This is a genomic window from Flavobacterium sp. KBS0721 (genome assembly GCF_002007065.3).
GTDB lineage: Bacteria > Bacteroidota > Bacteroidia > Flavobacteriales > Flavobacteriaceae > Flavobacterium > Flavobacterium piscis.
In genome coordinates this window covers 3341476-3368370 of record NZ_CP042170.1, presented here as the reverse complement: position 1 = coordinate 3368370, position 26895 = coordinate 3341476, and the positions used below count along the sequence as shown (strand labels likewise).

Sequence of the window (26895 nt, the reverse complement as noted above, 5' to 3'; positions counted from 1 at the left end):
TTTTCAGCTTTTAGAATATTATTTTTTTATTATTTTAAAAGTTTTTATTATTTTATTGTTATTATTTACTGTTAGTAAATAAATTCCCTGATTCAATCCTTGCATTGATACACTTGTTTCCTGACTTACAATTTTTATTTTTTTAGATACTGCTTTACCAGTAATATCAGATAATGCACAAAATAAATCTTGCCATTTATCATTAACGATAACTAAATTAAGGATGTCGATTGCAGGATTAGGAAATGCAGTGATTAAAAGATTTATTTCAGTAAATTCATCAGTGCCCAAGGTAATGATCTCATAGGGTTGCTGAACGCCTTGCAAAATATAGGCATCAGATCCAGGAACACTTGTATAAACTATTTGACCAATTGAATAATTTGATGTTCCTCCCGCTCCTGTTGCACTTCCTCCTGAAACTACAATGTTTTCTTGTGAATAACTATTGGTAATAAATAAAATACTAGTAATAAATAAAAGTAAAAAAATGGGTTGGTTTCTCTTCATATAATAAATTTAGCTGTTAGTTATTTCAAAGTTCTTCTTATTTTATGAATCAAATATACACTAATACTTACAAAAGATATTATTCTCTTAGAAATTTTATAAAAAACCATAAAAAAAGCACCAGCCTTTCGACTGATGCTTATCTCAAAAAAATTAACCAATAAAAATTATTTTTCGATATGGGTTTGGTTTCTAAATACCAATTGCCCATCGAAAGCATCTAGTAAAATGATGCTGTCTGTAGTAATGTTTCCTGCCAAAATCTCTTTCGACAACTGATTCAATACTTCTCTCTGTACGACACGTTTTACTGGTCTTGCACCAAACTGCGGATCATAACCTTTATCAGACAAATACTTAATAGCTTCTGGTGTTGCATCCATCGCGATACCTTGCAAGGCAAGCATTTTTGTAACACTCTTAAGCTGTAAGCTTACAATTTTAGAAATATTTTCTACCGTTAAAGGCGTAAACATTACGATTTCGTCGATACGGTTTATAAATTCCGGACGAACAGTTTTCTTCAATAATCCCAAAACTTCAACTTTTGCTGATTCTGTAGCAGATTCAATGCTTCCTTTCAGGTTTTCAAACTTATCTTGTATGATCTGACTTCCCATGTTGGAGGTCATAATAATGATTGTGTTCTTAAAATCAGCCAGACGTCCTTTGTTATCTGTCAAACGGCCTTCATCCAAAACCTGCAATAAGATATTGAACGTATCCGGATGTGCTTTTTCGATCTCGTCTAACAAAATTACAGAATACGGTTTTCTACGTACGGCTTCGGTTAACTGACCACCTTCATCATAACCCACATATCCCGGAGGCGCACCTACTAAACGACTCACACTGTGACGTTCCTGGTACTCACTCATATCAATACGTGTCATCGCATTTTCGTCATCAAAAAGATATTCGGCCAATGCTTTTGCCAGCTCAGTTTTACCTACTCCCGTTGTTCCTAAAAATAAGAAGGTACCTACAGGTTTTTTCATATCCTGTAATCCAGCACGACTTCTTCGAACAGCATCACTTACCGCTTCAATCGCCTCTTCCTGACCTACTACACGTTTGTGCAATTCGTCTTCAAGATGCAATAGTTTTTCACGTTCTGTCTGAAGCATTTTCATAACAGGAATTCCTGTCCATTTTGCTACGACTTCTGCGATATCTTCGCGGGTTACTTCTTCTTTAATCAAAGAATTACCGGATTGATATTCCTGCAATTGTTTTTGCAAAACATCGAGACGTTCCTGAGCTTCTTTTATTTTTCCGTAACGAATTTCGGCCACTTTTCCGTAATCGCCATCACGTTCTGCGCGTTCTGCTTCGTATTTAAAATCTTCAATTTCTTGTTTTACGGCTTGAATTCCGTCTACAACATCTTTTTCTGATTTCCATTTTGCATAGATTTCGTTGCGCTCTTCTTTTAAGTTCGCCAAATCCATGCGCAGGATTTTCAGTTTACTTTCTTCTTTTTCACGTTTAATGGCTTCGATCTCAATTTCAAGCTGCATAATTTTACGATCCAGAACATCTAATTCTTCTGGTTTCGAATTGATTTCCATACGCAGCTTAGAAGCGGCTTCATCCATCAAATCGATTGCTTTATCCGGTAAAAAACGGTTTGTAATATAACGTTGCGAAAGTTCAACAGCTGCAATAATAGCCTCATCTTTGATCTGAACTTTATGATGTGTTTCGTACTTTTCTTTGATTCCACGTAAAATCGAAATCGCACTTTCAGTATCCGGTTCATCAATTAAGATCTTTTGGAAGCGACGCTCTAACGCTTTATCTTTCTCAAAATATTTTTGATATTCATCTAATGTTGTGGCTCCAATTGCTCTCAATTCTCCACGAGCCAAAGCTGGTTTTAAGATATTAGCCGCATCCATCGCGCCTTCTCCCCCACCTGCACCTACAAGGGTATGAATCTCATCAATAAATAAAACGATATCACCTTCGGCAGCTGTAACCTCTTTTACAACTGCTTTTAAACGTTCTTCAAATTCTCCTTTAAATTTTGCACCGGCAATCAATGCACCCATATCAAGTGAGAAAACGATTTTATCTTTTAAGTTCTCCGGAACGTCACCATCCACGATTCGATGCGCCAGTCCCTCAGCAATAGCAGTTTTACCAACTCCTGGCTCTCCAATTAACATTGGGTTGTTTTTTGTTCTACGAGTAAGAATCTGCAATACACGACGGATTTCTTCGTCACGGCCAATAACCGGATCCAATTTTCCGTTTCGCGCTAATTCGTTTAGATTTTTAGCATATTTGTTTAATGAATTATAATTTTCTTCCGCCGAAGCAGATGTTACTCTTTCTCCTTTACGAAGTTCTTCAATGGCTGCTTTTAACCCTTTTCCGGTAACTCCCTGATCTTTTAAAATCTGAGAAACTTTACTTTTTGAGTCGAAAATTGCCAAAATCAAATGCTCGATAGAAACATATTCATCGTTCATTTTTTGAGCAATAATCTCAGCTTCATTCAGCGCTTTATTGGCGTCTCTGGAAAGTAAAATATCTCCTCCGGAAACTTTTGGAAAACTCTGAATAGTACTGTCTAATATTTGTAAAAACAACGGAACATTTACATTAAGCTTTTTCAAAATAAACGGCGCTACATTTTCATCTACTTCAAAAATAGCTTTAAAAATGTGTTCGTTTTCGATTTGCTGTTGTCCGTTGCGTTGCGCCAATTGTTGCGATAACTGTATGGCTTCCTGCGACTTAATTGTAAATTTATTTATGTTCATATGTATACGATTTAGGTTTGATTTTTAGTTGTAAAAGTTCGATACCATTAAAATTACAATTTATTGGAGTACATTTTTAACTTTAAATAATATAACTTTGCTTTCGATCATTCAAAATATATTCCACACTAAAAATACAGACAAAATGACATTTAAAACGTGATTTTTATCATATTTAAACGTCAAAAAGTCATAAAACACGTCAAATATGAGTTTTTTAAATTCAATCTTCGGAAGTTCAGAAAATGCAGATTCTCCAAAAAGTAATGTAAACTGGACAGAATTAACGGATATAGCCCAATTATTAGAAGTTACAGCAATCTCAAATGAGAAGCCGGTTGTCATTTTCAAACATAGTACAAGATGCAGCATTAGCCGTATGGCTTTGAAACAATTTGAACGTGACTACGATTTAAATGAAGTTGTTGATGCTTATTTTTTAGATTTAATAGCGCACCGCGATATCTCTAACGAAATTGCCAGCAGGTTTAATGTATATCACGAATCGCCTCAACTAATTTTAATTAGAAACGGAAAAGCTGTTTATGATGTTTCTCACAGTGATATTGATGCTGTGGCTTTGAAAGAAAAAATTTAAACACTAAAGTTAAAATATTTCACCATTAAGATATTAAGAAAAATTAAGTTTAGCCCTTAATGAAACTTAATATCTTAATGGTTAAAAAATAAAAATGTAATGGTGAAATCAATTAAAAAGTTCCTTCCGAACCTCCTCCACTAAAGCCTCCTCCACCAAAATCCATTGGAGAATCAGGAACTTTTGCTTCTGGTTTCATTCCAAAAGCTGAAGCAACTATTAGTGCTTCGGCATTTAATATAGTATTAGAATTATTGATTCGGTCTGGCTTGAATGTTAAACCCACTTCATTATCCTTGAGTTTTTTAATCGAAAAATAGGCTATTGCAAACAAAACCAATCCGCCACAAGTTAATGCAACTTCTATTGGTAAGACCGAATAGTAAAATCGAATCGTGTAGATAGAAAATCCTATAGCCAAAAAGCTTATCCAAAGCATCATTCTTTCTTTTGTTTTTAAAGCCTGAACTAAATAAACAACAGGAACAATAAAAGTAAAAGCATAAAAGAAAATGGCAAACGGAATATCTTGTCCCGGAAGTACTTCGCTACCTAAAAGCGTTAACGAAAGCTCTCTAACAACCAAATAATTACAAGAAAGGTAAAATAATACCAGACAAAAACTATTGGCCAATAATAAGCCACTATAGTAATAACTTATCTTGAGATTATTAATTATTCTTTTTGTTAAGAAATAAAATGCAGCAGAAGCCAACATGGCCACGAAGGGCAAAATAGTTTTTCCGATATCAAATTCAAACATTGCGAAGAATAATACTCCTGCAGCAGCCAGACAAAAAACCAATAAAGACAATAAATGCAGATATCTTCTGTACATAAAAAACGAAGCAACAGCAACAAAAAGTGCTACTTGTATTTCATAGCCTTCGGTTGTTATAGCTATAGCAAATCCTACATTTAAAAGTGCTCCTAAAATAAAAGCATCGTCTAAGCCGTGTCCGTAATACTTTTGATTCGCCAAAAACTCTGCTCCTGCAAAACCAATTGCTGCAAAAATATAACAGCAAATACTAAAAAAAAATCGTTCTGAATTAGAACCGGTTAATCCGATTAGTGCGATTACTCCGCATATAGATAAATACAAAAATGCGCCTAACAAAAAGAATCCTAAACGCACCAGGATATTACTTTGTCTCTTAAAAGCCGGTAATTCTTTTTTAATTAAATTCTTTTGTTCTTTACTAATAAATCCAGCCGATTCTAAAGATTTAGCTTCTTCAACTAAAGCTAAATTGTTTAATAAATTTTTATCGTATACTATCATGCTGCAATTTCTTTATTGAATTTTTTAATCAGTTTTATAAACATTAAGATCGAGCCTATAAAATATATTGGAAGTATCATGATGAACAATACCCAAACATCTGAGAAATTAATATTTTCAAAAATTCTAATCAGGAATATATTAAGTCCAATATAAGCGTAGACAATCATAAAAACGTACAAAGAAATTGCTTTAAGTTCATGGCTGATTTTGTAAAAATAAAAAGACGAACCTGCCAATACAAGCAGAAAAAGAAACCAAATCCCGTACTCAAAATAATCGAACAAACTGCTAATTGTCGCAATACTAATGATATGCAAAGCAAAAGTGAGATAGATAATATTAAAATGTGTTTTCAACTGAATCTTTGAACTATAAATTGTCCATAAAATAAGCAAGACTCCTAATATTATGGCTGAATAACTTAAAGTCTGATCCTGGTAAAAATTACTGTTGTTGAGTAAATCCTGAGGTGTTACCGAAAGCCCAACATAGGCCGCCAAACCAGTAATGGCAATAGTCAGAATGCTTTTATTATCGAAATAGTACGCGCAAAAGAAACTCACAATGGTTGGGATTAACGTAGCTAATCTGTAATTTGTTCCAAAGGGTTCATACTGAAATTGTAAATAACCTATAAAAATACAGGTCAAAATACTAGCCGCTAAAGCCAGATATTCTACAACCGGATGCTCAAAAGCAGTTTCCTGTTTTTGAAACCCTTTTGAATTTTTAAAACAATAATAAAAACAAATTCCTATTGCAAGCAACAACAATGAAAGGATCGCTATATGACCAATACTATCAATATTATTATAAATTAAAATTCCGATTCCTGAGGTAAATAATAAAACAGATAAATAGAGAAACAATTTTAATTCTGCGTTTAGCGAGAAAATATTCAAATTGCGATACGCATTAATTTCCTGATATTGATTTTCAGTTATTAGATTTTTATCCAAAAGCGATTTCGTGGCCTGACCATCAAACTTACTCATAATTTACTTTTATAAACATATAAATCAAAAATAGTCTTTTTGTTTGAATATTCACTTAGTAAAAAAATACTTATAAATTTTCAATCTATAATTGTTAATATTTTCTGTAAAATGATTGATTATAAACTTTAATAATTAAATTTGTGTAATCGATTACATTAATCTAATTATTCTAAAAAACCAAATAGCTAACTTATAAAAATGAAACAAAATCTGCTTTTATTATTTTTCTTGTTGAGTATGTCTTCTCTTTTTGCTCAAAACTATTATATGGAATCTCCAGAAGGATTTGGCTCCGCCACTACGGGAGGAGGAAATTCAATTCCTGTGACAGTAGCGACTTATAATGAATTGTTATCTCAAATTAAATTAAAATCGCCTGCTGTAATTTTGGTATCAGGGATAATTACTATTCCAAGTGGCGAACCTATTCATGAAGTCGTTACGGATAAAACCATCATAGGAATGCCAGGCGCGAAATTAGTAAACGAAACGCAATCTAATCCCGGAGCTGGTATTCTATATTTAAAGCCAGGATCGAATAATGTAATAATTCGTAATCTTGTTTTTGTTGGTCCCGGAGCTTACGATATTGATGGACAGGATAACCTGACTGCAGATTGTACTAATCTTTGGGTCGATCATTGTGAATTTCAGGATGGTCAGGACGGTAATTTTGATCTTAAAGGAAAAACGGATAACGTTACTGTTTCATGGTGCAAGTTTACTTATCTAAAAGCTCCAAAATCAGGCGGATTAGGCGGTGCTGACGATCATAGATTTAGCGATCTTATTGGTTCAAATAAAAATGATTTTCCTTTAGATGAGCATTATAGTATTACTTTTAAAAATTGTTATTGGGCAGAAGGCTGTAAACAGCGTATGCCTCGTGGCAGAAATTTAGAAATTCATATTCTGAATTGCTATTACAATACGTCAGAATCCGGTTCTTTAGCAATTGGTTTAGGCGGTGGTGCTAAAAATTCAACTTGCTACGTTGAAGGTACTGATTTTGCAAAAGTAGAAAAGGTTTTTAAAGAATACATCAGCACTGACGGCGGAACGGTTGGAATTGTATTTGATCATTGCCGTAAAGGCCCAATGGATTTTGGCACAAAAGTAAATAAACCTTCTTATCCTTACACCACAATTTCTCTTGGAAAAGTGGAACAATACGTAACTAATTCGTCGTGTGGCGCAGGTGCAACACTTCAGGTAAGTTCTGCTGGTTTGATCTCTTCAAGCTGCACAAATAAAAGTTGATCATCATTATAATTTTTCATAAAAAAGCCGATTTGTATCACGTACAAATCGGCTTTTTTTTGGCTGAAACACTTTTAAAGCGCTGCTTTCATTTTATCTTTGATAGCATCTAAACATAAGTTATTGATGCTGCCTTCATGCGTATGTTTTGTTTCTTTTGGAGATTGATAAGTTCCTGCTTCCAATTGTTCTGCAACGGTTTTGTATGCATCTCTAAAAGGTATTCCGGCAACCACCATTTCGTTTAAAGTATCTACAGTAAACAAATAATCGTATTTTTTATCTTTTAAAATATTGTCTTTTACTGTAATATCTTTTACAGAGAAAATTGCAATATCCAGACAAGCTTTTAAATTTTGAATGGCAGGAAATAATCCTTCTTTTAAAAGCTGTAAATCTCTGTGATAACCGCTTGGCAAATTATTTGTAATTAAAGTAATTTCGTATGGAAGCGCCTGAATCTTGTTGCATTTTCCTCTGATTAATTCGAATACATCAGGATTTTTCTTGTGAGGCATAATACTTGAACCTGTCGTAAGATGCGCGGGCAAACCAATAAAATCAAAGTTTTGGCTCATATACAAACAAACGTCCATTGCAAATTTTGATAACGTTCCAGCTACACTTGCCATTGCAAATGCAACGGTTTTTTCTGCTTTTCCGCGGCTCATTTGTGCTGCAACGGCATTGAATTTTAGAGTTTCGAAACCTAATTCCTGAGTGGTAAATGTTCTGTTGATAGGAAACGAACTTCCGTAACCAGCAGCAGAACCTAAAGGGTTTTGATCTACAATTTTTGAAGCTGCATTCAACATTGTTACATCATCAATGAAACTTTCGGCGTAAGCTGAAAACCACATCCCGAATGATGATGGCATCGCAATTTGTAAATGCGTATAACCTGGCAATAAAACGTTTTGGTGTTTTTCCGCCGATTCCATTAACAAATCAAATAAAGTTTTTACCTGTTCTTTTAAGGCTTTTAATTCGTCTTTTAGGTACAAATGAACATCAACCAAAACCTGATCATTACGAGAACGCGCGGTGTGGATTTTCTTTCCTGCATCGCCTAATTTTTCAGTTAACAGATATTCGATTTTGGAATGAACGTCTTCAAAACTATCTTCGATTTCAAAATTTCCAACGGCAATATCAGCGATGATATCGGTTAATGCATCAACCAAAGAAGTCGTTTCTTCTGCAGTTAATAAGCCAATCTGTCCCAACATTTTGGCATGTGCGATTGAACCTAAAGCATCGTATTTTGCCAAAACTAAATCTAATTCACGATCGTTTCCTACGGTGAAATGTTCAATTTGTTTATCTGTTGGTATTCCTTTTTCCCAAAGTTTCATAGGTAGATTTTAGATTTTTAGACTTCTTAGATTTTTAGATCTTTCCAATCTTAAGTTTAATTTCGCCACGAATTCACGAATTTATATCTTCAAAGATTATCAAAAATAATTCGTGAATTCGTGGCGGTTACTTTTCTTACAATTTAAAAAAATCGGTTAGTATTTTGATATACAAATCGATTCCTTCTTCGATTTCGTTAATGAAAATAAATTCATCTGCCGAATGCGAGCGTAATGTTTCTCCTGGTCCTAATTTTAAAGACTGGCAACTCAAAACAGATTGATCTGAAAGTGTTGGCGATCCATAAGTTGTTCTTCCTAAAGCGATTCCGGCTTGTACTAAACCGTGAGTAACTGGAATAGATGACGCATTTAAATGCATGGATCTTGGGGTTACTTCGGCGTTTATATTTGCTTTTACTACTTCAAGAATCTCGGCATTTGTATAACGATCTGTTACGCGAATATCAACAACCAAATCACATTCTGACGGTACAACATTATGCTGTTTTCCGGCACTGATCTGCGTTACGGTCATTTTCACCGGACCTAAAACATCAGATATTTTATCGAATTTATAGTTTTTAAACCATTCCATTACAGGAATTGATTTGTATAATGAATTATCATCGTTTTGATGTGCAGCATGACTTGCAGTTCCTTTTACTTTTACATCCAAAACTAACAAACCTTTTTCTGCAACTGCCAATTGCATTAAAGTGGGTTCACCAACAATAGCGCAATCTAATTCCGGTAAATGTTTTAAAACACTGTTTAAACCGTTTTTCCCGCTGCTTTCTTCTTCGGCGGAAGCCACAATTACGATATTATGTGATAGATTCTCATTCTCGTAAAAATGTACAAACGTTGCTAATAATGAAACTAAACATCCTCCTGCATCATTGCTTCCTAATCCAAATAATTTCCCCTCTTTTTCGATTGCTTTAAAAGGATCGTTGGTGTAAGCCTGATTGGGTTTTACAGTATCATGGTGTGAATTCAGTAAAAGTGTTGGTTTATTTTCGTCGAAATATTTATTGAAAGCCCACACATTATTGTTTTCTCTTTTAAAAGGAATTTCGTTTTGATTGAACCAATTTTCTATTAAAAGCGCTGTTTGATCTTCTTCGCTAGAGAATGAAGGGGTTTCGATTAGACTCTTTAATAAACTAATTGCTTCCTGGGTAAGCGTTGCAATATTTTTCATAGGTTTAAGTTCTCTGCCATGAAGGCTCAAAGTCACAAAGTTTTTCTTATTGATTTTGTGAATCAATTTTGTGACATTTTTAATTTGCGCAAATTTCTTAAATTAATATTTAAAATGCCTTGTGCTGTTGTGTTTTTTTGCCACGAATTACACAAATTTTAGCTAATTATTTTAATTTTTAATTCGTGAAAATTTGTGTAATTCGTGGCTACATCTTTATAATGTTATCGTTGTATGTAAAACGTCCGGGGTTTGAAGCATTTTATGATGCCCAATTTTGATTTTCTGAACGCCGCGAGATAAACTATTGAAGCAATTATCCAGTTTCGGGATCATTCCGGAATGGATCACTTTTTCGGCTTTTAGTTTGTTGTATAACTCTTCATTTATTTGAGTAATTACAGACGAATCATCTTCTGAATCTTGCAAAACACCTTGTTTTTCGAAACAATAGGTTAGCGTAACATCAAAAACTTCAGACAATGCAATTGATAATTCGCTTGCGATAGTATCGGCATTTGTATTTAATAATTGTCCATTTTTGTCGTGTGTGATCGCGCAGAAAACAGGAACAATTCCAGTTTCTAATAAAGTAGCTAATAATTTAGTATTGACTTGCTTTACGTCACCAACAAATCCGTAATCAATTGTTGGATGATTCCTTTTTACTGATTGAATTAAATTTCCATCAGCTCCGGAAAATCCCATTGCATTGTTGTTTTTGGCTTGTAATTGTGCCACAACATCTTTATTGATTTGTCCCGCGTAAATCATAACTACAACATCAAGCATTGCGACATCGGTAATTCGGCGGCCTTCAATCATTTGAGGCACTAAACCAATACTCTGAGCCATTTTTGTAGCCGATTTTCCGCCTCCATGAACTAAAACTTTATAGCCTTCGATTTTAGAAAAGTCGGTTAAGAATTGTTCTAACTCTGTTGGGTTGTCGATGATGTTTCCACCTATTTTTATTACGGTAACTTTCTTCATAAGATTCTAAGGTTCTGAGATTCTAAGATACTAAGTTTTTTTTTGCGCAAAGTTTCTTAGCATCTTAGACACTTAGAATCTTAGCGACTTTAAAAAAATTATAACTTCTTCAAAATCTTTTGTAAAACTAATTGCGCCGAATACGTTCTGTTATTCGCTTGCTGTATTACGATTGAATTTTCGCCGTCGATCACTTCGTCACTTACGATTACGTTACGACGAACCGGAAGACAGTGCATGAATTTTCCATTGTTGGTTAATGCCATTTTTTCAGCAGTAACGGTCCAGCTTGGATCTATGTTGGTTACTTTTCCGTAATCGTTGAAGTTACTCCAGTTTTTTACATAAACGAAATCCGCATTTTCGAAAGCTTTGTTTTGATCATATTCTATTTTGCAGTCTTTTGTAATTTCCGGACTTAGTTCGTAACCTTCAGGATGTGTGATTACAAAATCCATGTCTTTTTGCATTTGCATCATTTCTACAAATGAATTTGCAACTGCCTGAGGCAAAGCTTTTGGATGCGGCGCCCACGAAAGCACAACTTTTGGCTTGTGTTTCGTTTTGTATTCTTCCATTGTAATAGCGTCTGCCAAAGATTGCATTGGGTGACGAACTGCACTTTCCATATTTACAATAGGCACTGTTGCGTGTTTCAAGAATCCTGAAATTACCGTTTCAGCATAATCCTTTTCTTTATCTACTAAACCTGCAAAAGCACGGATTGCGATAATATCACAATATTGAGAAACTACTTCGGCAGCTTCTTTGATATGTTCTGAAGCTCCTGAATTCATAATAGCTCCGTCTTCAAACTCTAATGTCCAGCCTTCGTTGGTAAAATTCATCACCATAACGTTCATTCCTAAGTTTATAGCTGCTTTTTGAGTACTCAAACGCGTTCTCAAACTCGGGTTAAAGAATAACATCCCTAAGGTTTTGTTTTTTCCTAAGTCTTGATTTTTAAGTGGGTTCTTTTTGATTTTTAACGCACTTTTTACCCATTTTGATAATGAGTTGATATCTTGTATTGAAATATAATTCATTTGTTTTATGTTTTAATTTGTTTTTTTTTGCCACGAATTCACGAATTTTATTCAAATAAAAATTAGATTTTAATTCGTGAATTCGTGGCTATATATATAAACTATTAAATAATCTTTGTAAAAGGAATTTCTCCTTTTAATGCTTTTAAAATAAAATTATCATTTAATCCGTTGACAATCCAGGTTTCTATGTTGGCGGCTTTTGCGATTCCGGCTGCTTCGATTTTGGATTGCATTCCGCCTGTTCCGTGTGATGATTTTGACTCTCCGATTTCTTTTTCTAATACTTTTAGATCGTTTACCAATTTTATCGTTTCAGGATTTTCATCGTGAATAGAATCTTTTGTATAAATTCCGTTTGTATTGGTTGCAATAATCAGAATATCAACATTTAAAAGAACCGCTGTTAAGGCTGCTAATTTATCATTATCTCCAAACCGAATCTCATCTGTGGCAACGGTGTCATTTTCGTTGATAATCGGAATGTAATTGTTTTTAACTAATACATTAATCGTATTTACAATATTCTTTTTTGTCTGCTCTTTTTCGAAATCAGAATAAGAAAGTAAACACTGTGAAGTATTCAATCCTAAATCCTTAAAATTTTCATTGTAAATCCGCATCAAATGAGGCTGTCCGATAGATGCCAAAGCTTGCTTCACAAAAACATCTTTATCTTGATTATCCAGCTTTACAAATTGCTTTGCCGCCGCAATTGCCCCTGAACTTACAATGATAAATTCATATTCGCTGTTTAAAGCCGCAATCTGTATTCCCAAATCTTCAATCTTTCCCCGCGAAATATGATTGGTTTCTTTGGTTAAAGTATTACTTCCTATTTTTAATAAAATACGTTTTTTCCCCATTGTTGTTTTTTTAACCGCAGTTTTTTTAACCGCAAAGTGCGCAAGGTTCTTATATTGTTTGTGCTTGCAAACGATAAGTTCGCAAAGCTTTATGTTTAGTAAAATTCCAAAATTTAAATGCCAAATTCCAATTTTAAAAATTTAAAATCAGAAATCCTTAGTTCTCAGTCTAAAATCAGAAATCTAAAATTACTATCGTATTTGCCCTTCTCCATAAACGTACCATTTGTTTGTAACCAAATGCTGTAAACCAATTGGGCCTCTTTGATGCAATTTATCTGTGCTTATGGCTAATTCTCCGCCCAAACCAAATTGTCCTCCATCTGTAAATCGCGTTGAGGCATTTTGATACACAGCTGCTGTATCAACGGCATCCATAAATTCTTGTGCTGCTTTGTCATCTTTTGTAATAATTACTGCTGAATGTCCTCCGCAATATTTATTGATTTTCTCAATCGCATTTTCTTCAGAATCAATTGTTCCGATGACAATTTTATAATCTAAAAACTCTTCGTACCAAATATCTTCATTTTGAAGTGTTTCTGTATCTTCAAAATTTTCCAAAGATTTATCAACAATTACTTCAACTTTATGTTCTTTTAATTCTTCAATTAAAATAGCCGTAAAGCCTTCAAAATTGGGCAATTTAGAATCTATTAAAACCTTATCTACTGCATTACAAGCCGATATTTTAGAGGTTTTGGCATTCAAAATAATTTTTAAAGCCAGATCGGTATCGGCATCTTTATGAACGTATACAAAATTATTTCCGCGTCCGCTTACAATAACCGGGCAGGTTGCATGTGCTTTTACAAACTCAATTAGTTTTTCTCCTCCTCTTGGAACAATTAAATCTACTTTTTGAGTCGGTTTCTCTAAAAAAGCCTGAGTTTCTGCACGATTAAAATTCAAATACTCCACCCAATCTTTAGAAACTCCGTTTTCTTCTAAAGCTTTGTGCCAAAGACTTACAATCTTTAAATTTGATTGGAGAGATTCTTTTCCTCCCTTTAATAAAATTTTATTTCCGGATTTAAAGGCAATTCCTCCCGCTTCGATTGTCACATCCGGACGAGATTCGTAAATGATTAAAATCGTACCAAAAGCTGCTGTTTTATTAATGACTTTTATTCCATTATCATGAACAAAATGAAAACGCTCTACTCCAACCGGATCTTGCTGAGAAGCCAATTGATTTAGAGATAAAATCATTTCATCTACTTTTTTATCATCTACTTTGAGGCGTTCTTCCATCGCTAAATCTGAGCCATCATAAGCCAATAAATCTTCTTGATTGGTTAAAATAATCTGACTCCGCTCCTTCTCGACGAGTTTTGCCATAGAGTGCAAAACCAGATTGCGTTTTTCAATTGATAATGGATTCATAATTTATAGTTGGTTGTTTTTTGGTTGTTTCTTTTTGATTGAAACTTTATAGTATACCTAACAGGTTTTGAAAACCTGTTAGGATAAGTATATTTAATTTTGAAGCTCTTCTAAACTTTCTTTTAAAGCTACAATAAACGTATCGATATCTGATTTTTTTACTGTAAGTGGCGGTAAAATTCTTAACAGATTTTTGTTGTTGGCACTTCCTGTAAAAATGTGTTTCTCGATGATCAGTTTCTTTCTTAAAGCCGCAACATCAAAATCGAATTCAACTCCTAACATTAAACCTTTTCCTTTTACTTGCTTAATTCCGGGAACTTGTTTGATTTGTTCTGAGAAATACGCCGAAACTTCGTTTACGTTATCAATTAATTTTAATTTTTCAATTACATCCAAAACTGCAATTCCTGCTGCACATGATAAATGGCTTCCGCCGAAAGTAGTTCCTAATAATCCGAAACTTGCTTCAAATTTTGGTGAAATTAAAATGGCTCCAACCGGAAAACCATTCCCCATTCCTTTTGCTACCGAAATAATATCAGCGTTGATTCCGTGATGTTGGAAAGCGAAAAACTTTCCGCTTCTTCCGTATCCTGATTGTACTTCATCTAAAATTAAAACAACATCATGTTTTTTACACGCTTTTTCTAAAGCCTGGAAAAATTCTGTTGTTCCCTGGTCTAAACCTCCAACTCCTTGAATTCCTTCGATAATTACTGCTGTAACATCTCCTTTAGCCAATTCAGCTTCAACTAATTCAATTTGGTTTAAAGGTAAAAAAGTAACTGCTTGCTGTGCATTTAGTGGCGCTACAATTTTCTTGTTATCTGTAACGGCAACTGCTGCAGAAGTTCTTCCGTGGAAAGAATTATCAAAAGCAACAACTCTTGATTTTCCATTATGGAAAGAAGCTAATTTCAATGCATTTTCGTTTGCTTCAGCTCCAGAACTGCATAAAAACAATTCATAATCTTCTAATCCTGAAAGTTTTCCTAATTTCTGAGCCAATTCTACCTGCAAAGGGTTCTGAATTGCATTCGAATAAAATCCTAGATGATCCAGTTGATTTTTTAATTTGGCTACATAATCCGGTTGCGTATGGCCAATCGAAATCACACCATGTCCGCTATATAAGTCTAAATATTCCACTCCGTTATTGTCTGTAATAGTGCAATCTACTGCTTTTACAGGCGTTATGTCATAAAGTGGGTATACGTTAAATAAATTCATGTCTTTTTTTGTTTAACGTTTCAGGTTTCAGGTTTCAAGTTACGTACTGAACGTGAAACCTGAAACTTGAAACCTGAAACAAATTTTTCCTAAAATCCGCTTGGTTTCAAATGTAAACCTGTGGTTTCTTCTAATCCGAACATTAAATTCATGTTTTGAATTGCTTGTCCTGAAGCACCTTTGGTTAAGTTATCTATAATTGATGTTATTAAAATCCGGTTTCCTTTTTTCAATAAACTGATAATACATTTGTTGGTTTGAACGACTTGTTTCATATTGATGTTTGTCGTTGTTACGGTTACAAAAGGCTCATTTTTATAGAAATCTTCATATTTAGCAACTAAATCTTCTAAGCTTTCATCAGAATCTGTATATAATGTCGCAAAAATTCCTCTTGTAAAATCTCCTCTATTCGGAACAAAAATTAATTCATCTGAATAATCTGCTTGTAATTGATTCACACTTTGGTTGATTTCGCCTAAATGCTGGTGTTCAAAAGCTTTGTAATGCGACATATTATTGTTTCTCCAACTAAAATGAGAAGTTTCGGCAAGACTTACGCCAGCACCTGTGCTTCCGGTTGTGGCATTAATATGAACATCATTTTTAAGCAAATTATTTTTAGCCAAAGGCAAAAGAGCCAATTGAATTGCTGTTGCAAAACAACCCGGATTTGCAATGAAATTTGCTTTTTTGATTTCAGCTTTATTTAATTCAGGCAATCCGTAAACGAATTCTTTCCCTTCGAAAACAGCATCTTTTGTTAATCTGAAATCATTTCCTAAATCGATGATTTTAGTATGGCTTGCAAATTTATTTTCCTCAAGAAACGAAATAGATTTTCCGTGGCCCAAACATAAAAAAACAACATTTACATTCGGATTCACAACATCAGTAAAATTCATTTCGATATCTCCCATCAAATCATGGTGCGCCACAGAAAGTGGTTTCCCTGCATTTGTCGTACTGTAAACAAAATCAATGTTTACATTGGGGTGATACATTAAGATTCTGATAAGTTCTCCGGCTGTATAGCCTGAACCACCAATTATTCCGATATTAATCATGATCTAAATGATTTACAGATGAAAATATATTTTGTGCATTTCCTAAAATCTTGATAAATCCTTTTGCATCATCAGATGTCCAGGCATTGTTCATTTCTCCGTATTGGCCAAAACCAGTATTCATCAAATCGTTATCAGATTCAATTCCGTCAAGCGAAAAATGATATGGTTTTAGAGAAACGGTTACAACTCCATTTACTGTTTTTTGTGTGTCTTGCAAGAAAGTTTCAATGTTACGCATTACAGGATCTAAAAACTGACCTTCGTGAAATAACATTCCGTACCAGTTTCCTAGTTGCTCTTTCCAGTATTGCTGCCATTTACCAAGAGTATGTTTCTCTAATAAATGGTGCGCTTTGATAATAATTAAAGGTGCAGCAGCTTCAAAACCAACTCTTCCCTTAATACCAATAATAGTATCACCTACGTGAATATCTCTACCAATTGCATAAGCATTTGCCAGTTTTTCAAGCGCTACAATATTATTTGATGGTTTGTCTAATTGACCGTTTATTCCAACTAATTCTCCCTGCTCAAAATGCAATCTTACTTTTTCTTCTCCTTCTTTTTTCAATTGTGACGGATAAGCGTCACCAGGCAATGGCTGGCTTGACGTAAGGGTTTCTTTTCCCCCTACACTTGTTCCCCAAAGTCCTTTATTGATTGAATATTGTGCTTTTTCCCAAGAATAGTGAACTCCGTTTTTAGACAAATAATCAACTTCTTCTTGTCTTGATAATTTTAAATCTCTAATTGGAGTGATGATTTCAATTTCCGGAGCAATGGTTTGGAAAATCAGATCAAAACGAATTTGGTCATTTCCTGCACCTGTACTTCCGTGTGCAATGGCGCTTGCTCCAACTTTTTTAGCATATTTAATAGCTTCAATTGCTTGAAAAACACGTTCTGCACTTACTGATAATGGATAAGTATTGTTTTTTAATACGTTTCCAAAAATCAAATATTTTATAGCTTTATCATAATATTTGTCTACGATGGTTAGGTTGGCGTGTTGCGCGCTTCCTAATTCGTAAGCTCTTTTTTCGATTGCTGATAATTCTTCAGCGTCAAATCCTCCTGTATCTACAAGTACGGTGTGAACTTCGTATCCTTTTTCATTTTTTAAATATTTCAAACAATACGAGGTATCTAATCCTCCACTATAAGCTAATACAACTTTTTTCATTTTTTATAATTTAGGCTAATACTTTCGTATATAGCAAGTTTGAGATTTCTTCTTTAATTTTATTCTTAAGATAAAAAACCGAAAGACAGTATTTTATTTAAGAATAAAGCTTGTTTTATTTTTTTTAATCTGCTTAAAACAGCCTCATTAAAAGGATGTCTTGGCGGATCTTTTTGTTTTTCTTTTGGATCATACAACATTCCGGTACAAAGACACATTTTGTTTTCTTTGCTTTTTAGGATTTCATAATTGGTACAGGTTTTACATCCTGACCAAAAACTTGGATCTGTTGTAAGTTCAGAAAATGGCACTGGTTTGTATCCTAAATCAGAGTTGATTTTCATTACAGCCAAACCGGTTGTAATACCAAATATCTTAGCGTCCGGGTATCTTTTTAAAGAATAATCAAATACTTTTGATTTGATCTTTTTCGCCAAACCTAAACTTCTGTAATCCGGATGAACGATTAAGCCGGAATGGGCCACGAATTTTCCGTGTTGCCAACTTTCGATATAACAAAAACCTGCAAATTTTCCGTCTGCCAAAGCAATCATCGCATCACCGTTCGACATTTTTTTCTGAATGTATTCAGGAGTTCTTTTAGCAATCCCTGTACCTCTTAACAAGGCAGATGATTCTATTGTATCGCAAATTTCCTGTGCGAATTTGAAGTGTTCTTCCTGAGTAACAACAATAGAGATTTTCATTTCAATAGTTGAAGTTAGAGTTAAAAATTAAAACGTATTGTTTAGTTTGAAATTCAGAAATCGATCCGACAAAAATAGACATAATAGAAGTAACATTCTCAAAATCAAAAACTTGATTAGGAAAATTCAAAAAACTATATATACTTTTAGGATATGTTTGTCCTATGGACAAATTTTGTGATTTCAAAATGAAAAATGAATATAAATAAATACGCGGCGAAAAACTCTGTGAATACTATAGAGATAGTATCCGTACTTCGGGAGAAGTTACAGGTGTGTTTGTCCGTGACAAAGAAGTTATATGTAAACTTATTTTATTCATCGGTGCAAAAGTACACTATTTTTTTATTTCCAAAACAAAAAATAAAAATTCTAACATTTTTTTAATGTTATGTTATTTTTTTTTAAGATGCTAAGATTCTAAGATACTGAGGTTCTGAGATTTTTCTTTTTAAAAACTTGAACCTGAAACTTGAAACAAACAAAAAACCCGATAGCTATTACTAACTATCGGGTTTTAAAAACTTTATATTTTATTTATTTTATTTTTTTGTAAACGGAATTGTTTCTCCGTTACCTAAAATAATCATATCGAAACCTGTTTTGGCTTCATTAAATTTAAATTTTAATCCGGCACTTGTAGACTGAAATGTATCTTTTTCGTTTTCTACAGGAGCTACAGTAAACTTAGGAAAGTTTGTAATTTCAACATTTAATGTGCTGTTTTTTTCAGTAAAATCAATTTTCAAAGGTGCTCTTGAAGTTGAATAAGACCCTAAATAACCGTCTAAAATTACATCCTTCTCTATTTTACCGTTTCCCGACGTCCACACATTGTTTGCTTCGTTATTATCCGGAAAAATATGATCAGGGTCAAGTGTAATACTTTCGATTTCTTCTGTAGAGTTATGCTTGAAAGACCATACAGTGTTACGTTGCCAAATCTCTACTGGCAATTTTACCCTTGTAACTTTGCCGCTTTTTGTTTTCACGTCTAAAATAACCGGCATTGGCATTTTATCAAAATTCTCAACTGTAATAACCACTCCTTTTGAAGGATCATTTTTTACATATTTAATTGAATTAATTCCCTGATCGAAACGCCAGTTGTTTACGTACCAGCTTCTCCAGAACCAGCTTAAATCTTCACCGGCAACATTTTCCATAGATCTGAAAAAGTCATCCGGTTGTGGATGTTTGTAAGCCCAACGCTCGATATAAGTACGGAAAGCAGTATCAAAACGCTCTTTTCCTAATATTTGTTCTCTCAAAATTACCAATCCAGAACTTGGCTTAAAGTAACATAACATACCAATATTGGCTTCTTTCATATTATCAGGCGAACTCATAATAGTTTCTAGAGTAGGTCTGGTAAATGATTCTGCTGCTTTATGTAAATCTGTAGGTTCTTCTACATATTCTCCTTTATTAAAGTCGGCAGTACTCAATGAATTAATAAAGGTATTAAAACCTTCATCCATCCAGCCAAACAATCTTTCGTTTGAACCCACAATCATAGGAAACCATATATGACCAAATTCATGATCTGTAACACCCCATAAATCCTGACCTTTTGATTCCCAGCTGCAAAAAACGATTCCCGGATATTCCATTCCGCCCTCATTTCCTGCCACATTTGTCGCTGCCGGATAAGGATATTCAAACCAAGTTTTAGAGTAATGTTCTATTGCTGCTTTTACATATTCTGTAGAACGTCCGTAAGCTCCTTGTCCTGCACTTTCTACCGGATAAGCAGATAAAGCCAATGATTTTTTACCACTTGGCAAGTTGATTTTTGCTCCGTCTAAGACAAAAGCAGGAGATGATGCCCAAGAGAAATCACGGGCATTTTTGATTTGATAATGCCATGTTTTTTCAGCTGTAGCATTTGTATTTGCTGTTGCTGCAACTTCTTCGGCAGAACGAATCGTAACCGTTTTATCACTTTGACCCGCTTCTTTATAACGTTTAAATACATCTGCCGGCAATACTTCTGCGCCATTGATCAATTCTCCCGAACCTACAACATAATGATTGGCAGGTACAGTAAGTTTTACATCAAAATTACCATATTCTAAATAAAACTCAGAAGCTCCTAAATAAGGATGTGTGTTCCAGCCTCTTACATCATCGTACACGCACATACGCGGATACCATTGTGCAATAGTAAAGATTTTACCGTTTTTGGTTTCTAAAACTCCCATTCTGTCTGATCCTTCAAAAGGAGCCGTGAATGCAAATTCGATTTTAATTTTTACAGTTCCTCCTTTTGACGCCAATTCTTCAGGAAGAAATATTTGCATTCTGGTGTCTGTAATTACATATTTTGCTTCAACGTCGGTTTTTTTCTTTCCAACAGAAATTACTTTTACCGATTTAATTTTATTTCCTCCTTCAAAAACCTGACCCTGAGCACCATTACGACTTCCTGTTAAAGGCACAACTGCATTTCCTCGTGAATCTTCTTTGAATAAATTCTGATCCAGATTTAGCCATAAAAACCCTAATTTATCAGGACTATTATTGGTGTAAGTAATTTCGTCTGAACCAATAATTTCATTTGTAGTTGCATTTAATTTTGCCGTAATCTGATAATCGGCTCTGTTTTGCCAGTATTCAACACCCGGCTGACCGCTTGCTGAACGAGTTGAAGTCCCGTTTTTGGTATAAAAATGGGGTCCAAATGCATCATGATAACTGTAATTATTAACTGGATTCACTGTTGTTGTTACAGGCTTTTGTTGTGCCCAAACAGAAGAAATCCCAACAAACAAAGCCATGGTTAGTAAGGCTCTTGAAGATTGTATTTTCATATTTTTTAGCTGTTTATGTAGCAAATTAATGAAAAAAAAAGCTATTGACAGAGAAAACACGAAGCTTAAATTGAATTTTAGCAAAATTTTATCAAATAAATAATTTGAGACAATTTTCTAAAAAACTAAAAATTATAAAATATATTTACATCAATATAAAATTCATTCATTTCAATACTATATACTTTGAATACAACTATTTCAAATTCAACACTAAGTGCCTCAATAAAACATGCCGGAGCCGAATTATTTTCGATAAAAAACAATCAAAACAAAGAATACATCTGGGAAGGCAATCCTGATTTTTGGGGAAAGCACTCTCCCGTTCTTTTTCCTATCGTTGGAACTTTAAAAAATAATATTTACACCATTGACGGAAATGAATATCAATTGCCAAGACACGGTTTTGCCCGTGATATGGAGTTTCAACTTATTGAAAAAACTGAAAATAGTGCTACTTTTTCTTTAGAGTCGACAACAGAAACACTTAAGAAATATCCTTTCGAATTTGAATTGCAGCTTATTTACACGCTCGAAGATACTTCTCTAAGCATAGCATATAAAATCATTAACAAAAGTGATAAAAAAATGCCTTTCTCTATTGGAGCTCATCCGGCAATAGCTCTACCTGAAAATTTTGAAAACTATGCTTTTGAATTTGAACAGGAAGAGACTTTAAAATATTATCTTTTAGAGAATGACTTAATTTCGAATAAAACTAAAGTTCTGGAAACTACGCATAATATTGTTCCTTTAAATTATAGTTTATTCGAAAACGATGCTTTGATTTTTAAAACATTAAAATCAAAATCATTAACTATTCTTGAAAACTCAAATCCTTACATAAAAGTTGATTTTGAAGATTTCCCAAGTTTAGGACTTTGGACCAAAGAAAAAGCTCCATTTATTTGTATTGAACCCTGGCTAGGCTATTCGGATACTGCTGAGAATTCAGGAGACTTATTTGAGAAAGAAGGTATTCTGGTTTTGGAGGCCAATGAAAACTTCCAGTCAAAATTTAGTATTACAATATTATAATTTAAGAAAAATGCTAGAATTTAATTTCACTCCATTTCCTGTTATAGAAACAGAGCGTTTGCTTTTAAGAAGAATAACAAATGATGATGTAAATGAAGTTTTCGAATTACGTTCGAATCCAGAAACTATGAAATATATTCCGCGTCCATTAGTAAAAAATAATGAAGATGCTTTGGAACATATTGCCATGATTGAAGAAAAAATCGAAACAAATGTGGGGATCAATTGGGGTATCACTCTAAAAGGAGACCCAAAACTCCTGGGTATTATTGGGTACTATAGAATGCAGCCTCAAAATTATCGTGCTGAAATTGGATACATATTATTACCGGAATTTCATGGAAAAGGAATTATTCCAGAAGCCGTAAACAGATTAATTACTTATGGTTTTAAGGATTTAAAACTACATTCTATCGAAGCTGTAATTGATCCTGAGAACTATGCGTCTGAGAAAGTTTTACAAAAATGTGGTTTTATCAAGGAAGCTCACCTTAAAGAATCTGAATTTTATGAAGGCCGTTTTCTCGACAGCGTAATATACTCATTACTAGAACCTAAATAATTTAACCTACTTATTACAAAAAAATATTCCTATTAAATTAAAATATCGCATAATAGTAAGTAATGGTTTGCGTTATATTTGCACGCAAAATAAGTGACAATGTCTTATTTTAATACTACGAAAACTATTTTATGAAAAAAATCTTAATCCTACTAGTTCTTTTCTTTTCGATTCAGTCTCAAAGTCAAACTTTTATTAAATTCAATGCTGCAACGGCTATAGTTGCAATACCTAATGTGGGTATTGAAACCAGTATAGGAGAAAAAATGACTTTTAGTGTTGATGTAATGGCCTCTTTCTGGGAATCTTTTAACGGGCACAGTCCAATGAAGTTTTACACCTTAACGCCAGAAGTTCGTTACCATTTTAAAGAAAAGTATGACGGTTTTTATGTAGGCGCTCATGCCGGTCCGGATGTTTACGAACTACAAAAATGGAATTATTGGGACTCTAATAAATACGAACATGGTTTTGGATATCGCTTAGGTATTACGGTGGGATATAATCTTAAATTAAGCGATAAATTTGTATTGGACTTTTTTGCAGGAGCTGGATGGCATCAAGGTTTTTACCACGGTTATTATAATGACGGAACTCCGGGAAGATATGAAACTGCCCCAAACTGGAATAAAAGTGGCGAATGGTTACCATACCGAGGTGGTGTTATGATTTCTTACAAACTATAATTACTTTGCAAATTTAGGCAGAGATTTTAGGTATAAATCTTCTACTTTCTTTCTGGCCCAGTCGGTTTTTCTTAAAAAAGTTAAACTAGATTTTACACTAGGGTTTGAAGTAAAACATTTTATTGGAATAATTTCTGCCAAAGTATCAAAACCATAATGATCTACTAATGCTTCAACTATTTTTTGAAGTGTGATTCCGTGTAACGGATCTTTTGATTGTTGTTTTTCCATAATGCAAATTTATATCATTTATGCAAAAACAATTGCTGTTTCATTTATTTGTTACTAAATTTGTCATCCTATGTTAAAAACAGTCAATATACTTAATAAAAGAGCCCGATTTGATTATGAGATAATCGATACCTATACTGCTGGAATTGTTTTATCTGGAACTGAAATCAAATCGATACGATTAGGAAAAGCTAATATCACCGAAAGTTTTTGCGAATTTAGTAATCTGGAACTTTTTGCAATAAATACTTATATCGAAGAATATACATTCGGAAATCAGTTTAACCATAAAGCAAGAAGCGAAAGAAAATTACTTTTGAATAAGAAAGAATTAAAAAGTCTTCATAAGAGCGTTCAGGCAAAAGGGCTTACTATTGTTCCTTTAAAATTATTTACCAACGAAAAAGGACTTGCAAAATTACAAATTGGTCTTTGTAAAGGAAAGAAAAACTACGACAAGCGTGAATCTCTAAAAGAACAAGATACCAAACGCGACTTAGACCGAATTAAAAAAGCTTATAATTAAAATATATTTTTAATTGCAAGAAGGGTTTGCTTTTATTTTATACGTATTTTTACTACAATCATTATAAAAAATTGTAATATGAAAAAATACTTATTTTTAATAATCGCTGTTCTTGCTCTTTCAGGTTGCGGCAGCAACACTTCTATCGTTAATAGCTGGAGAGATCCAAAAATAACAGTTGCTCAGGAAAATTTCAAAAAAGTTTTGGTTGTTGCCTTAGTAAAAGACGAAGCTTCGAGAAGAATTACTGAAAACAGAATTGCGGCCAGTAATGAAATTTTCAAAACATCTTATCAATACTTAAACGAAACAACCAAAAATCTTACTCAGGAGCAAAAATTAAAAATATTGCAGGACGAGAATTTTGACGGAGTTATTACATTGCGTTTAGTAAGCAAAGAAAAAGAAACAACCTATGTTCCCGGAACGTATACAGGCATGTACTACGGCGGATTTGACGGAATGTATACTGGAATGTACGGTTACGGTTTTGGAAACTGGTACGGAATGTACTCTCCTAATTTTTATGACCCGGGATATTATCAGGAAACTACATCTTACATGGTTGAAACTAATATTTTTTCATTAAAAGAAAATAAATTAATCTGGACCGGAACTACAAAATCAGATTATGTTACAGATTTAGGTCAAACGGTAGATGCTATCATGCAGACTGTAGTTCAGGAAATGAGAAAAGATGGTTCTCTTCCTCCAAAAAGTAAAATATAATTTTAGAAAAGCAATATATTTTATATTGCTTTTTTTATTATTAATAAGATGACTAATTTCGTCAAGACAATTTAAAACATTTTTACAAATATGAAAACACTTCTTAAAAATGCAAGAGAACTAAAAGGATTAAAGACTAGAGAAGTGGCGCAAATCCTGGGTATTGATCAAGCACTAATAAGTAAATTTGAAAGCGGAACCAGAAGACCAACTAAAAATCAAATATCAAAACTATCTCAACTGTTAGAAATTGATCATGAAGCTATAATGATTGCCTGGTTAAAGGAAAAAATTTTATATGAAATTGGAGAGGAAGAATTTGCTTTAAAAGCATTATTACTCGCCGAGCAAGAAATTCAAAATAAGAAAAAATTTATCAATTCTGCTGTTTTATCAAGTCTACAAATTATTTTGGACGAAATTGAAATTTTGAAAAAACGAATAAAATCTTTTCAGCACTTTGACTTACGTCGAATTTCTAAAATATTGGAATTAGAATTTATTTCTGAAAGCAATCGCTTAAACGGAAACTCATTAACTTTTCAGGAAACAAAATCTGTAATCAATGAAGGACTTACAATTGCAGGAAAAAGTATGCATGAACATCTTGAAGCTGTTAATCTTCATGAAACTATAGCTTACATTCAAGACTTAAATCAAAAAAAAGCGTCAATAAACGAAAAAGAATTTCTAACAATTCACAATTTAGTCTTTAGAGGAATTCAACCTGAAAACTCAGGAAAGTATAAAAACAATTCATTAATCCTTCGTGAAATGAATTTATTTTTTAATTGGTATGAAACAAATAAAAACAACTTGCACCCCATACTTTTAGCTTCTGAAGTACATTTAAAAATTATAGCTATTAATCCTTTTGAAAAGGGAAATATGCAAATAGCAAATTTATTAATGAATTGGATATTACTTCAACACGATTATGTTTTTGCAACAATCCAAGAAAGCAAAGACAATTATTTATCAATTTTAGAAGAATGTCAAAACAAAAATGATAAATCACTTTTTATTAATTTTATACTTCAAATTGAAAAAACCAACTTACTTCGGGCAATAGAATTGGTATCTAAATAAAAAGCCCAACTTAATGGGCTTTTTATTTAATTTTTATCTTCTAATAAAGGAACAAATCGAAACTCTCCAAACTCATGTTTTTCGAATTGTGTTTCGTTTTTTCGAATCAATAAAGTCATAATCTGAACGTCTTCTCCTAACGGAATAACCAGTCTTCCTCCTATTTTTAATTGCGCCATTAAAGGCTGAGGAATAAACGGAGCGCCCGCCGTAACAATAATACTATCAAACGGTGCATAACTTGGTAAGCCTTTGTAACCATCACCAAAAGATAAATGTTTTGGGCGAATGTTTAATTTTGGAAATAAATTTGAAGTGGTTTTAAACAATTCATTTTGTCTTTCTACGCTAAAAACTTTCGCTCCAAGCATACACAAAACAGCAGTTTGATAACCGGAACCAGTACCAATTTCCAAAATTTTATGTTCTTTTTTAACTTCTAACAATTGCGATTGAAAAGCAACGGTGTACGGCTGTGAAATAGTTTGACCGGCTCCTATAGGAAAAGCCTTATCCTGATAAGCATAATCTTCAAAACTTGAATTCAAAAAAAGGTGTCTCGGGATTTTTTTTATCGCATCCAAAACTGCTCTATCGGTAATTCCTTTTTGTTCTAAAGTGCTTACTAATTGATTACGAAGTCCTTGATGTTTGGCAGTGTCTTTCAAAATAGGTAGGTTTAATTTTTGCAAAAATAAGAAAGTAAATAGGAAATCAAATATTGATTTTTAATTATTAAATCGCTAAATC

The 26895-nt window shown here is 33.4% G+C and carries 25 protein-coding genes; 8 read left to right on the top strand and 17 right to left on the bottom strand.

Annotated features, from left to right (window positions below):
- Positions 1–18 precede the first annotated feature (18 nt).
- Positions 19–510, bottom strand: coding sequence for a T9SS type A sorting domain-containing protein (locus tag B0M43_RS14715; RefSeq protein WP_078007538.1), 492 nt, complete (start codon positions 508–510; stop codon positions 19–21).
- Positions 511–677: 167 nt separating this feature from the next.
- Positions 678–3281, bottom strand: a complete 2604-nt coding sequence (gene clpB / locus B0M43_RS14710; protein ID WP_078007539.1) for an ATP-dependent chaperone ClpB — start codon at positions 3279–3281, stop codon at positions 678–680.
- 208 nt (positions 3282–3489) lie between these two features.
- Here clpB and ytxJ point away from each other — a divergent pair, with 208 nt between their 5' ends.
- Positions 3490–3879, top strand: a complete 390-nt coding sequence (ytxJ, locus tag B0M43_RS14705) for a bacillithiol system redox-active protein YtxJ (protein WP_065449626.1) — start codon at positions 3490–3492, stop codon at positions 3877–3879.
- Between the two features lie 112 nt (positions 3880–3991).
- Here ytxJ and B0M43_RS14700 read toward each other — a convergent pair whose 3' ends face one another.
- On the bottom strand, positions 3992–5164 hold the full coding sequence (locus B0M43_RS14700) for a hypothetical protein (RefSeq protein WP_078007540.1): 1173 nt from the start codon (positions 5162–5164) through the stop codon (positions 3992–3994).
- Complete coding sequence (locus B0M43_RS14695) at positions 5161–6162, bottom strand: DUF2157 domain-containing protein (protein WP_078007541.1); 1002 nt, start codon at positions 6160–6162, stop codon at positions 5161–5163. The genes B0M43_RS14700 and B0M43_RS14695 overlap by 4 nt, the downstream gene beginning before the upstream one ends.
- 201 nt (positions 6163–6363) lie before the next feature.
- Between B0M43_RS14695 and B0M43_RS14690 the strand changes: the two genes are divergently transcribed.
- Positions 6364–7425: a polysaccharide lyase family 1 protein gene (locus B0M43_RS14690; protein ID WP_078007542.1), complete on the top strand. Its 1062-nt coding sequence runs from the start codon at positions 6364–6366 to the stop codon at positions 7423–7425.
- 74 nt (positions 7426–7499) lie between these two features.
- On the opposite strand, the gene argH is transcribed toward B0M43_RS14690, so the two are convergent.
- From argH to B0M43_RS14635, 11 genes are all read right to left on the bottom strand, one after another.
- The gene (gene argH / locus B0M43_RS14685) at positions 7500–8780 is read right to left on the bottom strand and encodes an argininosuccinate lyase (protein WP_078007543.1); all 1281 of its coding nucleotides are present in this window, start codon (positions 8778–8780) and stop codon (positions 7500–7502) included.
- 136 nt (positions 8781–8916) lie between these two features.
- A complete protein-coding gene (locus B0M43_RS14680; protein ID WP_078007544.1) occupies positions 8917–9987 on the bottom strand; it encodes a M20 family metallo-hydrolase in 1071 nt (356 codons plus the stop codon).
- Positions 9988–10203: 216 nt separating this feature from the next.
- Positions 10204–10980 carry an acetylglutamate kinase gene (argB, locus tag B0M43_RS14675; RefSeq protein WP_078007545.1) on the bottom strand — a complete coding sequence of 259 codons (777 nt, stop codon included), beginning with the start codon at positions 10978–10980 and terminating at the stop codon, positions 10204–10206.
- 98 nt (positions 10981–11078) lie between these two features.
- Positions 11079–12026, bottom strand: coding sequence for an N-acetylornithine carbamoyltransferase (locus B0M43_RS14670; protein WP_078007546.1), 948 nt, complete (start codon positions 12024–12026; stop codon positions 11079–11081).
- Positions 12027–12130: 104 nt separating this feature from the next.
- On the bottom strand, positions 12131–12892 hold the full coding sequence (gene proB / locus B0M43_RS14665; protein ID WP_065449618.1) for a glutamate 5-kinase: 762 nt from the start codon (positions 12890–12892) through the stop codon (positions 12131–12133).
- 192 nt (positions 12893–13084) lie between these two features.
- On the bottom strand, positions 13085–14278 hold the full coding sequence (locus B0M43_RS14660; protein ID WP_078007547.1) for a glutamate-5-semialdehyde dehydrogenase: 1194 nt from the start codon (positions 14276–14278) through the stop codon (positions 13085–13087).
- 93 nt (positions 14279–14371) lie between these two features.
- Complete coding sequence (locus B0M43_RS14655) at positions 14372–15511, bottom strand: aspartate aminotransferase family protein (RefSeq protein WP_078007548.1); 1140 nt, start codon at positions 15509–15511, stop codon at positions 14372–14374.
- An 89-nt stretch (positions 15512–15600) separates the two neighbouring features.
- On the bottom strand, positions 15601–16578 hold the full coding sequence (gene argC, locus B0M43_RS14650; RefSeq protein ID WP_078007549.1) for an N-acetyl-gamma-glutamyl-phosphate reductase: 978 nt from the start codon (positions 16576–16578) through the stop codon (positions 15601–15603).
- On the bottom strand, positions 16571–17764 hold the full coding sequence (locus B0M43_RS14645) for an argininosuccinate synthase (protein WP_065449614.1): 1194 nt from the start codon (positions 17762–17764) through the stop codon (positions 16571–16573). The genes argC and B0M43_RS14645 overlap by 8 nt, the downstream gene beginning before the upstream one ends.
- 65 nt (positions 17765–17829) lie before the next feature.
- Entirely contained in the window at positions 17830–18471 is a 642-nt protein-coding gene (locus B0M43_RS14640; protein ID WP_065449613.1) for a GNAT family N-acetyltransferase, read from the bottom strand.
- 542 nt (positions 18472–19013) lie between these two features.
- The gene (locus B0M43_RS14635; RefSeq protein ID WP_065449612.1) at positions 19014–21284 is read right to left on the bottom strand and encodes a M1 family metallopeptidase; all 2271 of its coding nucleotides are present in this window, start codon (positions 21282–21284) and stop codon (positions 19014–19016) included.
- 186 nt (positions 21285–21470) lie between these two features.
- Here B0M43_RS14635 and B0M43_RS14630 point away from each other — a divergent pair, with 186 nt between their 5' ends.
- The 3 genes from B0M43_RS14630 (at position 21471) to B0M43_RS14620 (ending at position 23570) form a co-directional block, all read left to right on the top strand.
- A complete protein-coding gene (locus B0M43_RS14630) occupies positions 21471–22322 on the top strand; it encodes an aldose 1-epimerase family protein (protein ID WP_078007550.1) in 852 nt (283 codons plus the stop codon).
- 10 nt (positions 22323–22332) lie between these two features.
- A complete protein-coding gene (locus tag B0M43_RS14625; protein WP_078007618.1) occupies positions 22333–22884 on the top strand; it encodes a GNAT family N-acetyltransferase in 552 nt (183 codons plus the stop codon).
- Positions 22885–23015: 131 nt separating this feature from the next.
- Complete coding sequence (locus B0M43_RS14620) at positions 23016–23570, top strand: DUF3575 domain-containing protein (protein WP_078007551.1); 555 nt, start codon at positions 23016–23018, stop codon at positions 23568–23570.
- On the opposite strand, the gene B0M43_RS14615 is transcribed toward B0M43_RS14620, so the two are convergent.
- Positions 23571–23801 (bottom strand): VF530 family DNA-binding protein, encoded by a 231-nt coding sequence (locus B0M43_RS14615; RefSeq protein ID WP_065449609.1) that lies wholly within the window; start codon positions 23799–23801, stop codon positions 23571–23573.
- A 70-nt stretch (positions 23802–23871) separates the two neighbouring features.
- Here B0M43_RS14615 and smpB point away from each other — a divergent pair, with 70 nt between their 5' ends.
- From smpB to B0M43_RS14600, 3 genes are all read left to right on the top strand, one after another.
- Positions 23872–24327: an SsrA-binding protein SmpB gene (gene smpB / locus B0M43_RS14610; RefSeq protein WP_056251381.1), complete on the top strand. Its 456-nt coding sequence runs from the start codon at positions 23872–23874 to the stop codon at positions 24325–24327.
- A gap of 78 nt (positions 24328–24405) precedes the next feature.
- Positions 24406–25056 carry a lipoprotein gene (locus B0M43_RS14605; RefSeq protein ID WP_065449608.1) on the top strand — a complete coding sequence of 217 codons (651 nt, stop codon included), beginning with the start codon at positions 24406–24408 and terminating at the stop codon, positions 25054–25056.
- A 90-nt stretch (positions 25057–25146) separates the two neighbouring features.
- Complete coding sequence (locus B0M43_RS14600) at positions 25147–26145, top strand: helix-turn-helix domain-containing protein (protein ID WP_078007552.1); 999 nt, start codon at positions 25147–25149, stop codon at positions 26143–26145.
- Positions 26146–26171: 26 nt separating this feature from the next.
- Here the strand turns inward: B0M43_RS14600 and B0M43_RS14595 are convergent, their stop codons facing one another.
- Complete coding sequence (locus tag B0M43_RS14595; protein ID WP_041518722.1) at positions 26172–26813, bottom strand: protein-L-isoaspartate(D-aspartate) O-methyltransferase; 642 nt, start codon at positions 26811–26813, stop codon at positions 26172–26174.
- Positions 26814–26895: the final 82 nt, after the last annotated feature.

Bases quoted from the DNA above. Each gene is read 5' to 3' on its own strand.
- B0M43_RS14715 (WP_078007538.1), bottom strand. From the start codon at position 510: ATGAAGAGAAACCAACCCATTTTTTTACTTTTATTTATTACTAGTATT.
- clpB (WP_078007539.1), bottom strand. From the start codon at position 3,281: ATGAACATAAATAAATTTACAATTAAGTCGCAGGAAGCCATACAGTTA.
- ytxJ (WP_065449626.1), top strand. From the start codon at position 3,490: ATGAGTTTTTTAAATTCAATCTTCGGAAGTTCAGAAAATGCAGATTCT.
- B0M43_RS14700 (WP_078007540.1), bottom strand. From the start codon at position 5,164: ATGATAGTATACGATAAAAATTTATTAAACAATTTAGCTTTAGTTGAA.
- B0M43_RS14695 (WP_078007541.1), bottom strand. From the start codon at position 6,162: ATGAGTAAGTTTGATGGTCAGGCCACGAAATCGCTTTTGGATAAAAAT.
- B0M43_RS14690 (WP_078007542.1), top strand. From the start codon at position 6,364: ATGAAACAAAATCTGCTTTTATTATTTTTCTTGTTGAGTATGTCTTCT.
- argH (WP_078007543.1), bottom strand. From the start codon at position 8,780: ATGAAACTTTGGGAAAAAGGAATACCAACAGATAAACAAATTGAACAT.
- B0M43_RS14680 (WP_078007544.1), bottom strand. From the start codon at position 9,987: ATGAAAAATATTGCAACGCTTACCCAGGAAGCAATTAGTTTATTAAAG.
- argB (WP_078007545.1), bottom strand. From the start codon at position 10,980: ATGAAGAAAGTTACCGTAATAAAAATAGGTGGAAACATCATCGACAAC.
- B0M43_RS14670 (WP_078007546.1), bottom strand. From the start codon at position 12,026: ATGAATTATATTTCAATACAAGATATCAACTCATTATCAAAATGGGTA.
- proB (WP_065449618.1), bottom strand. From the start codon at position 12,892: ATGGGGAAAAAACGTATTTTATTAAAAATAGGAAGTAATACTTTAACC.
- B0M43_RS14660 (WP_078007547.1), bottom strand. From the start codon at position 14,278: ATGAATCCATTATCAATTGAAAAACGCAATCTGGTTTTGCACTCTATG.
- B0M43_RS14655 (WP_078007548.1), bottom strand. From the start codon at position 15,511: ATGAATTTATTTAACGTATACCCACTTTATGACATAACGCCTGTAAAA.
- argC (WP_078007549.1), bottom strand. From the start codon at position 16,578: ATGATTAATATCGGAATAATTGGTGGTTCAGGCTATACAGCCGGAGAA.
- B0M43_RS14645 (WP_065449614.1), bottom strand. From the start codon at position 17,764: ATGAAAAAAGTTGTATTAGCTTATAGTGGAGGATTAGATACCTCGTAT.
- B0M43_RS14640 (WP_065449613.1), bottom strand. From the start codon at position 18,471: ATGAAAATCTCTATTGTTGTTACTCAGGAAGAACACTTCAAATTCGCA.
- B0M43_RS14635 (WP_065449612.1), bottom strand. From the start codon at position 21,284: ATGAAAATACAATCTTCAAGAGCCTTACTAACCATGGCTTTGTTTGTT.
- B0M43_RS14625 (WP_078007618.1), top strand. From the start codon at position 22,333: ATGCTAGAATTTAATTTCACTCCATTTCCTGTTATAGAAACAGAGCGT.
- B0M43_RS14620 (WP_078007551.1), top strand. From the start codon at position 23,016: ATGAAAAAAATCTTAATCCTACTAGTTCTTTTCTTTTCGATTCAGTCT.
- B0M43_RS14615 (WP_065449609.1), bottom strand. From the start codon at position 23,801: ATGGAAAAACAACAATCAAAAGATCCGTTACACGGAATCACACTTCAA.
- smpB (WP_056251381.1), top strand. From the start codon at position 23,872: ATGTTAAAAACAGTCAATATACTTAATAAAAGAGCCCGATTTGATTAT.
- B0M43_RS14605 (WP_065449608.1), top strand. From the start codon at position 24,406: ATGAAAAAATACTTATTTTTAATAATCGCTGTTCTTGCTCTTTCAGGT.
- B0M43_RS14600 (WP_078007552.1), top strand. From the start codon at position 25,147: ATGAAAACACTTCTTAAAAATGCAAGAGAACTAAAAGGATTAAAGACT.